The 15628-nt window shown below is 64.5% G+C and carries 14 protein-coding genes; 12 read left to right on the top strand and 2 right to left on the bottom strand.

What is annotated here, in order from left to right; all coding sequences use genetic code 11:
• Positions 1–76 precede the first annotated feature (76 nt).
• From A0O30_RS20250 to ureG, 12 genes are all read left to right on the top strand, one after another.
• Positions 77–1378 (top strand): MFS transporter, encoded by a 1302-nt coding sequence (locus A0O30_RS20250; RefSeq protein ID WP_233444377.1) that lies wholly within the window; start codon positions 77–79, stop codon positions 1376–1378.
• Between the two features lie 73 nt (positions 1379–1451).
• On the top strand, positions 1452–3101 hold the full coding sequence (locus A0O30_RS20245; RefSeq protein ID WP_105947877.1) for a VRR-NUC domain-containing protein: 1650 nt from the start codon (positions 1452–1454) through the stop codon (positions 3099–3101).
• Entirely contained in the window at positions 3098–5356 is a 2259-nt protein-coding gene (locus A0O30_RS20240) for an ATP-dependent DNA helicase (RefSeq protein WP_105947718.1), read from the top strand. Before A0O30_RS20245 ends, A0O30_RS20240 begins: the two co-directional genes overlap by 4 nt.
• A 226-nt stretch (positions 5357–5582) precedes the next feature.
• Complete coding sequence (xerC, locus tag A0O30_RS20235; RefSeq protein WP_016714157.1) at positions 5583–6497, top strand: tyrosine recombinase XerC; 915 nt, start codon at positions 5583–5585, stop codon at positions 6495–6497.
• A 279-nt stretch (positions 6498–6776) separates the two neighbouring features.
• Positions 6777–7610 carry an urease accessory protein UreD gene (locus A0O30_RS20230; RefSeq protein WP_105947717.1) on the top strand — a complete coding sequence of 278 codons (834 nt, stop codon included), beginning with the start codon at positions 6777–6779 and terminating at the stop codon, positions 7608–7610.
• Between the two features lie 9 nt (positions 7611–7619).
• Positions 7620–7922 carry an urease subunit gamma gene (locus A0O30_RS20225; protein WP_003253929.1) on the top strand — a complete coding sequence of 101 codons (303 nt, stop codon included), beginning with the start codon at positions 7620–7622 and terminating at the stop codon, positions 7920–7922.
• A 19-nt stretch (positions 7923–7941) separates the two neighbouring features.
• Positions 7942–8259: an urease subunit beta gene (locus tag A0O30_RS20220; RefSeq protein WP_014591286.1), complete on the top strand. Its 318-nt coding sequence runs from the start codon at positions 7942–7944 to the stop codon at positions 8257–8259.
• Positions 8256–9959 carry an urease subunit alpha gene (gene ureC / locus A0O30_RS20215; protein WP_060498966.1) on the top strand — a complete coding sequence of 568 codons (1704 nt, stop codon included), beginning with the start codon at positions 8256–8258 and terminating at the stop codon, positions 9957–9959. Before A0O30_RS20220 ends, ureC begins: the two co-directional genes overlap by 4 nt.
• Before the next feature lie 10 nt (positions 9960–9969).
• Positions 9970–10467, top strand: a complete 498-nt coding sequence (gene ureE, locus A0O30_RS20210; protein ID WP_016714153.1) for an urease accessory protein UreE — start codon at positions 9970–9972, stop codon at positions 10465–10467.
• A gap of 18 nt (positions 10468–10485) precedes the next feature.
• A complete protein-coding gene (locus tag A0O30_RS20205; RefSeq protein WP_105947716.1) occupies positions 10486–11031 on the top strand; it encodes a HupE/UreJ family protein in 546 nt (181 codons plus the stop codon).
• Positions 11031–11705: an urease accessory protein UreF gene (locus A0O30_RS20200; RefSeq protein WP_105947715.1), complete on the top strand. Its 675-nt coding sequence runs from the start codon at positions 11031–11033 to the stop codon at positions 11703–11705. Before A0O30_RS20205 ends, A0O30_RS20200 begins: the two co-directional genes overlap by 1 nt.
• Before the next feature lie 11 nt (positions 11706–11716).
• Positions 11717–12361 (top strand): urease accessory protein UreG, encoded by a 645-nt coding sequence (ureG, locus tag A0O30_RS20195; protein WP_105947714.1) that lies wholly within the window; start codon positions 11717–11719, stop codon positions 12359–12361.
• Positions 12362–12509: 148 nt separating this feature from the next.
• Here ureG and A0O30_RS20190 read toward each other — a convergent pair whose 3' ends face one another.
• Positions 12510–13238: a thioredoxin family protein gene (locus tag A0O30_RS20190; protein ID WP_105947713.1), complete on the bottom strand. Its 729-nt coding sequence runs from the start codon at positions 13236–13238 to the stop codon at positions 12510–12512.
• 94 nt (positions 13239–13332) lie between these two features.
• Positions 13333–15534, bottom strand: a complete 2202-nt coding sequence (locus A0O30_RS20185; protein WP_105947712.1) for an LTA synthase family protein — start codon at positions 15532–15534, stop codon at positions 13333–13335.
• Positions 15535–15628 lie beyond the last annotated feature (94 nt).

The following is a 15628-nucleotide window of genomic DNA, read 5'->3' as shown; positions in this document are numbered from 1 at the left end:
GCGCAGCATCAACGAGGGATCGCCAAAGCGCTGACAGCGCGGCAACAATAATAATAAAGGTCGACACATGAACCCTATGAAGAAGTACCAGCGCATCACCGTCGTGTTCCTGCTGCTGATCGGCATCGTCAACTACCTGGACCGTAGTGCGCTGTCGATCGCCAACACCTCCATCCAGAAAGACATGATGATCAGCCCTTCGCAGATGGGCATCCTGTTGTCGGCGTTTTCCATCGCCTATGCCTTTGCCCAACTGCCGATGGGCATGATCATCGACCGCCTGGGCAGCAAGATCGCCCTCGGTGCCTCGTTGCTGGGCTGGTCGGTTGCCCAGGCCGCGTTCGGCATGGTCAACAGTTTTGCCGGTTTCATGGGCCTGCGGGTATTGCTGGGGATTGGCGAGGCGCCGATGTTCCCGTCGGCAGCCAAGGCCTTGTCGGAGTGGTTCGATGCCAACGAGCGCGGCACGCCAACCGGCGTGGTGTGGTCGTCGACCTGTCTTGGCCCCTGCCTGGCACCGCCGTTGCTGACGCTGTTCATGGTCAACTTCGGCTGGCGCGGCATGTTCATCATTACCGGCGTGATCGGCGTGGTACTGGCGGTGTGCTGGCTGAGCTTCTACAAAAGCAAGGCGCGATACCTGGCCGAGCTGGCTGCCGAAGGCAAGCCGCTGCCGGGTGAGCACCAGGCGCCCGCGCCCTCGGTGCACGCGCCGAAGCCATCTTACTTCGCCGGCTGGCTCGACCTGTTCAAGCACCGCAGCACCTGGGGGGCGGTGCTGGGCTTCATGGGTGTGATCTACATGCTGTGGCTGCACCTGACCTGGTTGCCGGGTTACTTCGAGCGTGAGCACGGCCTGGACCTGTACAAGACCGCCTGGGTGGTGTCGCTGGCCTACGGTTTTGGCGCGGCAGGCACCATCGTTGCCGGCCGCTTCTGCGACTGGTTGGTAAAGCGTGGCATGAGTGTGCTGGGCAGCCGCAAGTTCAGTGTCATCACCGGCCTGGTGCTGGCAGCACTGTTCACCTTGCCGCTGTCGTTCGTCACCGGCCTGACCGGCTGCATCATCCTGTTGTGCCTGGCGCTGTTCAGCATCAACATGGCCAGCGCAACGGCCTGGATGATCGTCAACACCATCGTCGACAGCCAGCGCGTGGCCTCGTTCGGTTCGATCCAGAACTTCGGCGGTTACATCGCCGGCTCTGTCGCGCCGATCGTGACCGGCTTCAGCATTCAGTATTCGGGCTCGTTCACCACGGCGTTCATGATCAGTGCGGTGGTGGCGCTGTGCTCGGCGGTGGCTTACTTCCTGCTGCTGCAGGCGCCGCTTGGCAGCGTGAAGGCCGAGGCGGGGGACATGGTCACCGCGACGGAGTGACCCACGGTACTTGCCAGGCGTGCTGGTCTGTATGTATAACCAGTGGTTGTTCCAGCCGCCTGACTCTGTACTTGTGATCGCTCATTCCGTCGACGACCCGTTCTACTACCTGCACAATTTCCGCCAGGTGCTGCTGTGGGTAGAACAGCGCTACCAGGACCTGCTCGATGAACAGGAGCTGGCGTTCATCCAGGCCTTCAACCATCTGGAGGCGCCAGCTCAGGCCTTGATGGTGCGCATGGTCATGCGCAAGGGCGAGTTGTTTCGCAGCGACCGGCTGGACTACGTCGAAATCGGCGATACCGCGCTGGCGCTGCAGCCGTTGCAGGCGCTCGGCTGGGTACGCGAGCCCGAGCAACTGGCGCTGGAGCAACTGTTCGCCTTGCTGCGCAAAGACGAGCTGGCCCGTTGCTTCGCCCCGCAATTGAGCCGCCCCCGCGCCGCCAAGCAGGACCTGCTGGCACAGCTGCAACCCTTGGAACTGGCTGCCCGGCCACTGAGTGAATGGTTCCCTGACAGCGAGGTACGCATTGTCCAGTGGTGCCTGCAGCCCCTGTGCGACCGCATGCGCCTGCTGTTCTTCGGCAACCTGTATCAGGACTGGTCTGACTTCGTCCTCGCTGACCTTGGCTTGCTACGCTACGAGAAGGTGCCGTTCACCACTGACTCTCGTGCGTTGCAGCAACGCGCCGAGGTGGACGTAGCCATGGCGCTGCACCAGTGCGCCGAGCGACTGGAGCAGGGCGGCGACCCGCTGCCCATCCTCGCGGCCTTGCAGGGCCTGCACAGCGACAACCCCTGGCTGGCCCGGCGCCATGCGCGGCTGCAATTCGCCCTGGGCCAACACTGCGAGCGCCTGGCTGAATGGGACCTGGCCATGGCCGTGTATGCGCAGTGCAACCATGCCCAGGCGCGTATCCGCCAGGTGCGGGTGCTGGAGCGCAGCGAACAGTGGCCCCAGGCCCACGCATTGGCGTTGCAGCTGGCTGCGGCACCTGCCAATGCACTGGAAGTGCAGGCGCTGGAGCGCATGCTGCCGCGCCTGGCGCGAAAACTCGGCGGCCCGCCACAGCGGCGCCAGCGGGTTGCGCCACTGGAGCTGATCGAACTCGAACTGCCCCGCGAGCACGCAGCACTCGGCGTGGAGGAAGCCGTGCGCCAGCATCTGGCACAAGCGGGAGGCCAGGCACACTACGTAGAGAACACGCTGTTCAACAGCCTGTTTGGCCTGTTGTGCTGGGAGGCCATCTTCGCGCCGGTGCCCGGCGCGTTCTTCAACCCGTTCCAGGCAGGGCCGCAAGACCTGCACGACAGCGACTTCCAGCAACGGCGCAGTGCGCTGTTCGATCACTGCCTCGGTCGGCTCGACGATGGCAGCCATCGCCAGGCGATTCTCGACTGCTACAAGGCCAAGCAGGGTTTGCAGTCGCCATTCGTGTTCTGGTCCATGCTCAGCGAGCAACTGCTGGAACAGGCCTTGGCTTGCCTGCCGGCGGCCCAATTGAAGCAGTGCTTCCTGCGCCTGTTGCAGGACATTCGCAGCAACCGTGCCGGCATGCCCGACCTGATCCAGTTCTGGCCCGAGCAGGGCCGTTATCGCATGGTCGAGGTCAAGGGCCCCGGTGACCGCCTGCAGGATAACCAACTGCGCTGGCTGGAATTCTGCCGGCAACACGGGCTGCCGGTCGCGGTGTGCCATGTACGCTGGAGCGAGACACCTTGAGCTATAGCGTGGCGGTGCGCGCCTTGTGCGAGTTCAGCGCCAAGGTGGGTGACCTGGACCTGCGCTTTACCCCGTCGCCCACCGCTCAAGAGGGCATTGAAGGGCACCAGCGGGTAGTAGCACGGCGTGCTGCCGGCTACGAGTCGGAAATTACCCTCGAAGGCCAGTTCGAAACCCTCAAGGTGCGCGGCCGTGCCGACGGTTATGACCCGGCCAGCAATCGCCTGGAAGAGATCAAGACACACCGTGGCGACCTGGCGCGCCAGCCGGCCAACCACCGGCAGTTGCACTGGGCGCAGGCCAAGGTCTATGGCTGGCTGATGTGTCAGGCACGTCAACTGCCAGCCATCGAGGTGGCGTTGGTGTACCTGGACGTAGACAGCGATGGGCAGACGCTGTTCAGTGAGCATTACACGGCGACTGAACTGCGGGCCTTCTTTGAAACCCAGTGTCAGCGCTTTCTGGGTTGGGCTCAATGCCAGCAACGACGTCTGGCCGAACGCGACCAGGGCCTTCAGGCACTGAGCTTTCCCTACCCACAGTTCCGCCAGGGCCAACGGCAACTGGCCGAAACCTTGTACAAGGCGGTGAGTACCGGCCGTTGCCTGATGGCCCAGGCCAGCACCGGCATTGGCAAGACCCTCGGTACCTTGTTCCCGCTGCTCAAGGCCATGGTGCCGCAGCAGCTGGACAAACTGTTCTTTCTTACGGCCAAGACGCCGGGCCGGGCGCTGGCGCTGGATGCCATGCGCCAGATTACCGATGCAACGCCGCAGCCCGCGTTGCGCACACTGGAGCTGATCGCCCGCGACAAAGCCTGCGAGCACCCGGACAAGGCCTGTCATGGCGAGTCCTGCCCATTGGCGGCGGGCTTCTACGACCGCTTGCCGGCGGCGCGCGAAGCGGCGGCAGCATTGCCGTTGCTCGACCGCGCCAACCTGCGCGAAGTGGCCTTGGCACATCAGGTATGCCCGTACTACCTGGGCCAGGAGATGGCCCGCTGGGTCGACGTGCTGGTCGCCGACTACAACTACTACTTCGATGCGCATGCGCTGCTGTACAGCCTTGCCCAGCTCAACCAGTGGCGCGTTGCCGTGCTGGTGGACGAGGCGCACAACCTGGTCGAGCGTGGGCGCGGCATGTACAGCGCCAGCCTCGACCAGGGCCAGTTGCTGGCGTTGCGCCAGAGCAAACCACCCGGGCTTGGCAGTGCGCTGGACCGGCTGAACCGCCAATGGAACGCACTGTACAAAGAGCAGCGTGCGCCGTACCAGGCCAGCGAGTCGTTGCCCGAAGGCTTGCTGCGTGCCTTGCAGCAATGCATCGGGCTGATTCAGGATCAGATGAACCAGGCGCCCGCGCACATGGACCCGCAGGTGTTGCAGTTCTTCTACCACGCCTTGCAATTCACCCGGGTGGCCGAGCTGTTCGACGAGCACTTCCTGTTCGACATCAGCCAGCGCCAGGGCCCACGCAAGCGCCGGCTGGCCACGCTGTGCCTGCGCAATGTCACCCCCGCGCGCCTGCTGGCCCCGCGCATGCAGGCGGCGCGTAGCGTGACGCTGTTTTCCGCCACATTGAGCCCGCGGCATTTCTACAGCGACCTGCTGGGCATGCCAGCCGACACCGCCTGGCTGGAAGTGGCTGCGCCGTTTCGTGCAGAGCAACTTGAGGTGCGGATTGCCAGCCAGGTGTCTACCCGTTACCAGCAGCGTCACGCCTCTCTGGCGCCAATCGTCGAGCTGATTGCCCGGCAGTATGAGCGGATGCCGGGCAACTACCTGGCGTTCTTCAGCAGTTTCGAATACCTGCAGCAGGTGGCAGGGCTGTTGGCAGAGCAGCATGCGAAGATTCCGCAATGGGCTCAGGAACCGGGCATGGACGAAGCGGCCCGTCAGGCATTTCTCGATCGTTTTGTCAGCGACGGGCAGGGCATCGGCTTCGCCGTACTGGGCGGTGCTTTCGGTGAGGGGGTGGATTTACCGGGCACGCGGCTGATCGGCGCGTTTGTCGCCACCCTCGGCCTGCCGCAGGTCAACCCGGTCAACGAGCAGTTCAAGCAGCGCCTTGGGCGGCAGTTTGGTGCGGGGTTCGATTACGCCTATCTCTACCCGGGGGTGCGCAAGGTGATCCAGGCGGCGGGCCGGGTTATCCGAGGTGACCAGGACCGTGGCGTACTGGTGCTGATTGATGAGCGCTTCGCCGAGCCCCGGGTGCAGCAGATGTTCCCAGCGTGGTGGCCGACGGCCATTTAGTTGGCTGGCAGGCTTGGCGCCGTACGGGCGGCCCTCGACGCTGTAAATGGGTTAAGATCTGGCCCGTTCAGCTATAAAATCCCTGAATATCAAGATGATGGCACTGCTTCGGGTTCGAATGGCGTGCGCTTGAAACGTCATTGGCCCTTGTTCATCAATCGTTTCGACTTGCTTCAGATGCTGGCCGGCTCAATGCCGACCGCCGCTTTGCTACAGGATTCACGTTTTGTCCGATCTCTCCAACAATCCGCTGCTGCAGTACATGGCCCGCCTGGCCCCATCCAGCCAGCAAACCATGCGCTACATCCTTCAGGACGCCGCCGACCGGCTGGGCTTTGTCGACTGCAACATCGTCGATGTGCCTTGGCATCGGCTCGAACCCGGCCATGTGATTGCGCTGGTGGCTGCCCTGCGTGCCGACGGATATGCCCCCAACAGCTCGTCGCTGTACGTCAACGCGATTCGCGGGGTGATGAACGAGGCCTGGCGCCAGGGCCTGATCGATCATGAGCAGCTGTTGCGCATTCGCGAGGTCAAGCCGGCCACTGGCACCCGCCTGCCACCCGGGCGCAACTTGCGGCGCAGCCTGATTCGCGAGCTGATGGACGTGTGCGCGGCCGACCCTCGGCCGCAGGGCGTACGCGATGCCGCGATCATTGCCTTGCTGTACGGTACCGGCATGCGCAAGTCGGAGTCGGTCGACATCGACCTGAACCAGGTCGATTTCGAGGCACGCAGCCTGCAGGTGGTGGGCAAGGGCAACCACCAACTGGTCAAGTATGCCCCGCCGTGGGCATTCGAGAAGTTGCAGGCCTGGCTCGACCTGCGCCGCCAGGACCTGCCTGCCGGTGCTGAGGATGACCCGTTCCTGTTCAACCGCATCCGCCGTGGCAGCCACATTACCCGGGCGCGCATTACCAAACATGCCATCTACTACATCGCCCGCCAGCGCGGTGCGCAGGTGGGGGTTAAGATCATGCCGCATGACTTCCGCCGGGCATTCATTACCCGGGTGATCGAAGAGCATGACCTGTCGATTGCGCAGAAGCTGGCACACCATGCCAATATCCAGACCACGGCCATCTATGACCGGCGCGATGACAACGAACGCCGCCGTGCGGTGGACCGCTTCGACTACTGAGTCTTGATGTATTCGGGGCCGCTTTGCAGCCCCGATTGCATTTCTGCTGGCACCGAAACAGGGCCAGTGCGCGCCCCCGCTTTGTGCGCCATTCCCCCGTATGCCCTGTGCCAGAGCGGCTTTGAGAAAAGTTTCATCTGCCTTCACCTGCGAAGTTGGCCCGCAAACTGCTATATCCAGCCTGCGAATTTGATCGAGTGGTCAGGCCGTGCGCGCTAGCAGCCGCCCGCGCCGGACCCTCTAAACGGCCAGCAGGCCACGGATTTCAGGGGCCGCAGGATGTCGCTCGCGGAGCAGATCGAACAACAACAAGACGATGCAGGCTGGAGCGCCCACCTGCAGTTGCGCTTTGTCAGGCGCGACGACGTGACCCGCCTTGGTGCGTGGCGCCATTTCGGACCTCTTTTGGTGCAGCGGCCTTTTTATCCTGAAGGTGCGCCGTGCCATGTCTATGTGTTGCACCCGCCGGGTGGCATCGTCGCCGGCGACCGCCTGGAACTGGATATCCACCTGGAACCTGGCAGCCACGCGCTGCTGACCATGCCCGGCGCCAGCAAGTTCTACCGCAGCATCGGCCCCACCGCACGGCTGACCCAGCGTTTTCGGCTGGCGGCGGGCAGCACCCTGGAATGGCTGCCGCAAGACAGCATCTTCTTCTCCGGCGCCCGCGCCAGCCTCGACAGCCGTTTCACCCTCGAACCCGGGGCGCGGCTGCTGGCCTGGGAAACCTTGTGCCTCGGGCGCCCGGTCATGAGCGAGCGTTTCGAGCAGGGCAGGCTGGACAGCCGCTTGCACATTGAACTGCCCGACGAAGTCGGCCTGCACGAACGCCTGCGCATCGAAGGCGGGCACCTGGACAAGCTCGGCGGCCACCCGCTGCTCGCCACGTTCTGTGCGGCACCGGCCGACCAGGCGGTGCTGGAGCAAGTTCGTCCGCTGCTGGATGAACTGGCCACCCCGGCCGGCGCGACCCTGCTGGGTTCGTTGCTGGTCATCCGTGTGCTCGACCACGACAACCAACACCTGCAACGCACCCTGCAACGCCTGTGGCATGTGCTGCGCCCGGCCGTCCTTGGCCTGCCAGCTTGCCCACCACGCATTTGGGCCACCTGAGAGAGCGCCATGGAGCTGACCCCGAGAGAGAAAGACAAACTGCTGCTGTTCACCGCTGCCTTGCTGGCGGAACGGCGCCTGGCCCGTGGCCTGAAGCTGAACTACCCGGAAGCGGTGGCGCTGATCAGCGCCGCCGTGCTCGAAGGCGCACGCGATGGCCGCACCGTGGCCGAGTTGATGAGCCTGGGGCGCGAAGTGCTGACCCGCGAGCAGGTGATGCCCGGCATTGCCGAAATGCTCCACGACGTGCAGGTCGAAGCGACCTTCCCGGATGGCACCAAGCTGGTGACCGTGCATGACCCCATCGTCTGAACCTGCCAAGGAGCCCCGCATGATCCCAGGTGAAATCCAGGTCGCTGCTGGCGACATCGAACTGAACAGTGGCCGGGAAACCGTCAGCGTCAGCGTGGCCAACCACGGTGACCGGCCGGTGCAGGTCGGCTCGCATTACCACTTCTACGAAGTCAACGACGCGTTGGTGTTCGACAGAGCGCCCACCCTGGGCTTTCGTCTGGACATTCCGGCCGGTACTGCCGTGCGTTTCGAGCCAGGCCAGGCGCGCACCGTGCAATTGGTGGCCTACGCCGGCAAGCGTGAGGTCTACGGCTTCCAGGGCAAGGTGATGGGTGCACTGGAGGGCAGGGTATGAGCCGTATTTCCCGCCAGGCCTATGCCGACATGTTCGGCCCCACGGTGGGCGACCGCGTGCGGCTGGCCGACACGGCGCTGTGGGTTGAGGTAGAGAAGGACTTCACGATCTATGGCGAAGAAGTGAAGTTCGGCGGCGGCAAGGTGATCCGCGACGGCATGGGGCAGGGCCAGATGCTGGCCGCCGAAGCCATGGACCTGGTGCTGACCAATGCGCTGATCATCGACCACTGGGGCATCGTCAAGGCTGATATCGGCATCAAGCACGGGCGTATCGCGGTGATCGGCAAGGCCGGCAACCCCGATGTGCAGCCGGGCGTGAACGTACCGGTCGGGCCAGGTACCGAAGTGATCGCGGCCGAGGGCAAGATCGTCACCGCCGGCGGTGTGGACTCGCATATCCATTTCATCTGCCCGCAGCAGGTGGACGAGGCGCTGAACAGTGGCGTCACCACCTTCATCGGCGGCGGCACCGGGCCGGCCACCGGCACCAATGCCACCACCTGCACGCCCGGCCCCTGGTACCTGGCGCGCATGCTGCAGGCTGCCGACAGCCTGCCGATCAACATCGGTTTGCTGGGCAAGGGCAATGCCTCGCGGCCTGAAGCGCTGCGTGAGCAGATCGCTGCGGGCGCTGTCGGCCTGAAACTGCATGAAGACTGGGGCTCCACGCCCGCAGCCATCGACTGTTGCCTGGGCGTGGCCGAGGAAATGGACATCCAGGTGGCGATCCATACCGACACACTCAACGAATCCGGTTGCATCGAAGACACCCTGGCGGCCATCGGCGACCGCACCATTCACACCTTCCACACCGAAGGTGCCGGCGGTGGCCATGCGCCGGACATCATCCGTGCGGCGGGGCAGGCCAACGTGTTGCCTTCCTCGACCAACCCGACCCTGCCGTACACGGTCAACACCGTCGACGAGCACCTGGACATGCTGATGGTCTGCCACCACCTGGATCCAAGCATTGCCGAGGATGTGGCCTTTGCCGAATCACGCATCCGCCGCGAAACCATCGCGGCCGAGGACATTCTCCACGACATGGGCGCCTTTGCCATGACGTCGTCCGACTCCCAGGCGATGGGCCGGGTCGGGGAAGTGGTATTGCGTACCTGGCAGGTCGCGCACCAGATGAAGCTTCGCCGCGGGCCTCTGGCGCCCGACACCGCCTACAGCGACAACTTCCGGGTCAAGCGCTACATCGCCAAGTACACCATCAACCCGGCACTCACCCATGGCATCGGCCACGAAGTGGGCTCGGTGGAGGCGGGCAAGCTGGCCGACCTGGTGCTGTGGTCGCCGGCGTTCTTCGCGGTCAAGCCGGCGCTGGTGATCAAGGGCGGAATGATCGTCACCGCACCCATGGGCGATATCAACGGCTCCATCCCCACGCCGCAGCCGGTGCACTACCGGCCCATGTTCGGCGCCCTGGGCGCGGCGCGGCATGCCACGCGCATGACCTTCCTGCCCCAGGCGGCCATGGACCGCGGCCTGGCAGAAGAGCTGAACCTGCGCAGCCTGATAGGCGTGGTCAACGGCTGCCGCCGGGTGCGCAAGCCGGACATGGTCCACAACACCTTGCAGCCGCTGATCGAGGTCGATGCGCAAACCTACCAGGTGCGTGCCGATGGCGAGCTGCTGGTCTGCGAGCCGGCCAGCGAGTTGCCGCTGGCCCAGCGTTATTTCCTGTTTTGAAGGAGCACCGATGATTGTCTTGACCCGCCGCATCACCGAGCCCGGCACGCTCACCGAAACCGGCACTGTCACCCTGGATGTGGACAGCCGTATCAAGAGCCGCCTGCGCGTGACCCTGGACGATGGCCGCGAGGCCGGCCTGATGCTCGAACGCGGCCACCTGCTACGCGGGGGAGAGTTGCTTGCCGATGCCGATGGCAGCCAGCTGATTCGCGTGCTGGCGGCACCCGAAACGGTGTCGACGGTGCGCTGTGCCGACCCGCACCTGTTGGCCCGTGCGGCCTATCACCTGGGGAACCGCCACGTGCCCCTGCAGATCGAGCCTGGCCTGCTGCGTTTCCAGCACGACCATGTGCTGGACGACATGCTGCGTGGTCTGGGCCTGACGGTGGAGGCCGAACAGGCTCCGTTCGAGCCCGAAGCGGGCGCCTACCAGAGCGCGCCGCATGGCCACAGCCATGCCCACGGCAACGATCACCCGTTCGTTCGCCTGCCTGCCCATTCCTGAACTGCCCTGGAGCAACCCATGAAAAAGACGTTCGCCCTGTTTCTACTGATGCTGGCGCTGCCGGCTTTCGCTCACCCTGGGCATGACAGCAATCCGTTGCACGATGGCCTGCTGCACCCGCTGACGGGCCTTGACCACCTGCTGATGCTGTTGGGCACTGGCGTACTCGCTGCACTGACCCGGCGTAGCCTGACGCTGCCCTTGGCAACCCTGGCGGCGATGTTTGCTGGGGCCGTATGTGGCCACTTGTTCGGTGACGTGCTGGGCATGGAAACCCTGATTGCCGTGTCGCTGCTGGTGGCCGCCGGGGCGGTGCTGCTGCCGAGCCGGCAGTTGCTGCTGGCCATGGCCATGCCGGTGTTTGCCCTGTTCCACGGCTGGGCCCATGGCGTGGAAGCCACGCCAAGCGCGTTCTGGCAGTTCAGCGCCGGCTTTGTCACGGTCAGCGGCTTGCTGTTGGCGGCGGGCTTTGCCGTCGGGTGCCTGCTGCGCCGGCACAGTGGCCTGCAGAAAGCCTTCGGTGGTGGCCTGTTGGCCGGTGCCGCGCTGGTGCTGGCCGGTTGATGGACAGCGACCTGGCGTTGCTGCGCCTGTTGCAGCTGGCCAGCCCCGGCCTGCCGGTGGGCGGCTTCACGTATTCGCAAGGCCTGGAGTGGGCGGTCGAGGCGGGCTGGGTGAAGGGCGTGGACGGCTTCGCTGCCTGGCAGCGCGAGCAGGTCGAAGACACCTTGGCGCGCCTGGACTGGCCGGTGCTGGCGCGCCTGTATCACGCGTGTCAGGCCGAGGACGCCGAGGCCTTCGGCCATTGGAGCCGCTTCTTGCTGGCCAACCGCGAAACCGCCGAGCTGCGCCTGGAAGAGCAGCAGCGTGGTGCGGCGTTGGCGCGTCTGCTCGACGGCTGGCAACTGGGCCAGGCGCCGGTGTGGCGCGCCAGCCTTGAATTGACCCAGTTGGGCGGTATGGCCTGGTTGGCTGCGCACTGGGGCATTCCACTGCGTCAGCTGGCCCTGGGCCATGGCTTTGCCTGGCTCGAAGGCGCGGTCATGGCCGGGGTCAAGCTGGTGCCGTTCGGCCAGCAGGCGGCCCAGACCTTGCTGCGCGACCTGGGCACCGAATTGCCCGCTGCACTTGACCAGGCCCTGGCGCTGGCTGATGACCAGCTCGGTGGCGGCCTGCCATTGCTGGCCATTGCCTCATCGCGTCACGAAACCCAATACACCCGTTTGTTCCGTTCCTGAGGACTGCCTTCATGCAAAGCTATCAACAACCCCTGCGCGTCGGTGTCGGCGGCCCGGTCGGCTCTGGCAAGACCGCACTGCTGGAAGCGCTGTGCAAGGCCATGCGCGATCACTACCAGATCGCTGTGGTTACCAATGACATCTACACCAAGGAAGACCAGCGCATCCTCACCGAAGCCGGCGCCCTGGAGCCGGAGCGCATCGTGGGCGTGGAAACCGGCGGTTGCCCGCACACGGCCATTCGCGAAGACGCCTCGATGAACCTGGCCGCCGTTGAGGCGCTGGCGCGCAAGTTCGGTAACCTTGAGGTCATTTTCGTGGAAAGCGGCGGTGACAACCTCAGCGCCACGTTCAGCCCGGAGCTGGCCGACCTGACGATCTATGTGATCGACGTGGCTGAGGGCGAGAAGATTCCGCGCAAGGGCGGCCCGGGTATTACCAAGTCGGACTTTCTGGTGATCAACAAGACTGATCTGGCGCCCTATGTGGGGGCTTCGCTGGAAGTGATGGAGCGCGACACCCAGCGCATGCGCCCGCAGCGGCCGTGGACGTTCAGCAACCTGAAGAAGGGCGAGGGGTTGCAGGCGGTGATCGACTTTATCGTCGAGCGCGGGATGCTAGGCGTACGCGGGCCTGCCCTAACGCCAGTCAGTTAAGCAGTTGGGGCCGCTTTGCGGCCCATCGCCGGCAAGCCAGCTCCCACAGCTACTGCGCAGATCTTCAAAATTACGCGGTCCCTGTGGGAGCTGGCTTGCCGGCGATGGGCTGCGCAGCAGCCCCAAAGTTCCGTGCGTGGTGCCTGGGTCATTTGTGGCAGCAGTGAGGTTTATCTGGCTGCCCTTCATACCGATCATGATGCCGCACCCAGTCCATGGTCCCGCCTTCGTTGCGCCCCAGTGGCGCAATGTCCAGGAAGTTGTAGGTGTTGACCAGAATGTCCAGCCCACGGGCATAGGTCGAGTAGGTGTGGTAAACGCTGCCGTCCGCTTCACGGTAGAACGCACTCAGGCCAGGCAACTCGCTTTCACTGCCGTCATACGGCTCATAGTTGTACTGCCGTTCTCCCTCGGTGCCCACACTGACGCCAAAGTCCTCGTTGAAACCACTGCCCTGTGACGAGTACCACGGGAACTGCCAGCCCATGCGGCGGCGAAACGCCTGAAATTCGGCATAGGGGGCTCGCGACACCGCCACCAGCGACACGTCGTGGTGCGCCAGGTGCAGGTTGGCGCCGTCAAAGTGGTCGGCCAGGAACGAACAGCCGGGGCAGCCTTCGCTCCAGCCTTCGGCGAACATGAAGTGATAAAGCAGTAGCTGGCTGCGGCCTGCGAACAGGTCAGCCAGGCTCAGTTCGCCGTCCGGTCCCTGGAAGCGATAGCTTTGCTCGACCTTGACCCAGGGTAGGGCGCGGCGCGCTGCGGACAGCGCGTCGCGGTGGTGGGTAAAGGCCTTTTCGTGGAGCCACAGTTGCCGGCGTGCTGCCAGCCACTGGCTACGGGAAACCACCGGGTGCCTGCTTTCGCTTGTGCTCATGGTGCTGTCTCCACACTGGGGATTCACACACTAGTCGAGCACGCGTTTGCCGATTCGACAGGCACCGGTAGCCGGGCGATGAGTGGTTATCCGCTTAGCCCGAATGGGCAATGTGGCCCTCGGTCAGTTCATCTGCGGCGTCATCCTCTCCGGGCAGCGCGGTGATCACGCTGAAGTCGCTGACTTCCACCTTACCGCCGCCATACCCCAGCAAATGGAAGGAAAACGCTTTGCGTTCGGTCGGGTTGTCGAAGCTGAACTCCATCTCCAGCGGTTCGTCGGCGGTGACCTTCACCTCGGCAGGCAGGCCCAGTGGCACATCCTGCTCCAGTTGCTTGGCCTTGAGCTGGATGTAGGCGACACGTTTGGGGTCCAGCGAGCGCACCTTCACCCGCACGCGGGTGTGCGAGCCTTCCGGCATTTCAAGGTACTGGGCGCCGATCAGGTTATCGGCCCAGTCATCGTGAATGCGCTTGCGCAGCTTGATCGGCGAAGGACCGCCGAACTGGTAACGCAGGTTAAGCGGGGTTTGCAGCAGGGACTGGTCGAGCACCCCGGCCAAAGCGCCGATCTGCTGGCCGAGCAGGCTGTCGCCCGGGCCCAGATAGCGGGCCTGGTCGGCAATGAAGCCCTCGCTGGCGTAACGCCGGCAGCGCTGCTGGAAGTCACATTCGGTGAAGACGCCCTGGCCGTTGTGATAGCGCAGCATGCCATTGGTGTAGGAAATCATTTCGCGGCCGGTATCGTAGTCGCGGTACAGCGAGCGACCACCAAGCGCTATTGGAATGGGCAGTGCAAAGTAGTCGAGCACGGAGGTGGCCAGGTCGATATGGCCGTACGTGCCGCGCTTGATGTGGGGCAGTTGCGCCTGCTCCGGCGCCAGGGTGAGGTTGAAGCCCCAGGATGAGGCCAGGCGCACACCGTCGATGCCGTGGGACTCGTCGGAGGTCACCACCACCAACGTGTCCTTCAGCACGCCCTGGCGTTCCAGGTTATCGAGAAACGCCCCCAGCGCATCGTCCAGGTAAGCCACGGCAGCCTGTTTGGGCGTGTCATAGCGTTCCAGGTACTCGGCGGGTGCCGAATATGGCTGGTGCGTGCCCACGGTAAGCAGGGTCAGCATCCAGGGTTTGTCCTGCTTTTGCAGCTGGCCGACGTAGTCCAGGGCACCTTCGAAGAAGGCCCGGTCATCCTTGCCCCAAGGGAAGTCCAGGTAGTTCTTGTTGCGGAACCACTCCAGGCCGTGCACCGAGTCGAAGCCGATGTGCGGCATGATGCGGTCCTTGGCCATGAAGCGCAGGCCGGCCCCTTGCAGGTAATGGGTGGTAAAGCCGGCCTGACGCAGTTGCGCCGGCAGGCAGGCCTGGTTGCGTTCGTTCTGGGTTAGCAGCTCTACGCCCTTGGGGGTGCCATTGGCCAGTTTGTCGTAGTCACCACACAGCATCGCGTACAGGCCGCGGATGGTCTGGTGGGTGTGCAGCACGTAGTCCGGGGTGTTCATGCCGCGCTCGGCCCACTGGCTGACCTTGGGCATCAGGTCTTCGTCGAAGCGGCTGTGCAGGGCCTGGCGATTGGGCCGCAGGTAGGCCCCGGGGATACCTTCCACCGTGATGACCAGCAGGTTGCGAGCACTGCCTGGCCCGGCCAGCAGGCGCTGGCCATGCAGGTCGGATTGCGTCAGGCCGCTGCTGGCCAGCGGCGTGAACGTTTGCGTGCGGCCCATCCAGCCCTCGACCTTGCGCTCCAGGGTGCCGACCCCGGCAGACATCAGTTGGTGGGTGAGGTTGTATTGCCGCCATTGGTCGGCGTCGCTGGGGACCAGCTGCTGGCTGCCCCAGTGGGTAGCGAACAACAGCGCGGGAATGGCCCAGGCCTTGCGCGGCAGCGGCTGGCTGCGCCGGGTGCGGCTACGCCACGCGGTGGCCAGCCAGGCCAGCAGGCCTGCGCCCATTACCCAGGGCAGCCAGGCATGGGCCAGGCCGCCGCCGGTAGAGTTCTCCATGAATTGCGGGTCGACGAGGTACGTCAGGTCGGCGCTGGTAGGCAACCGGCCCACCGCGCTCACGAGTTCGGCCGAGGCCACCCACAGGGCAGCCCAGGCCAGCAGCACGGGTAGGGCCAGCCACCATGGCCGACGGTGCAGCAGCAAGACCAGCAGGCTGCCGAGGGCGAGGTCGGACAGGTAACCGAGTGGGTTGGACCAACCCAGCATGGCGCGCGTACCCAGTGGGATCACCAGCACCAGGGCTGCCAAGGCGGCAAGCCGGGTACGTGGGTGGTCGGACAGGTTCTTCACAAAAACTTCCCTTTTGCCATTAAATCGTCATGCATCTGTGCTGGATGATAACAGGCCGGGAAGGGGAAAGCGGTTGGCTACAAGGCTGGTAACC

Source organism: Pseudomonas sp. LLC-1 (assembly GCF_002992185.1).
GTDB lineage: Bacteria > Pseudomonadota > Gammaproteobacteria > Pseudomonadales > Pseudomonadaceae > Aquipseudomonas > Aquipseudomonas monteilii.
The sequence above is the reverse complement of the archived record's forward strand: the minus strand, read 5'-3'. Positions and strand labels throughout refer to the sequence as shown.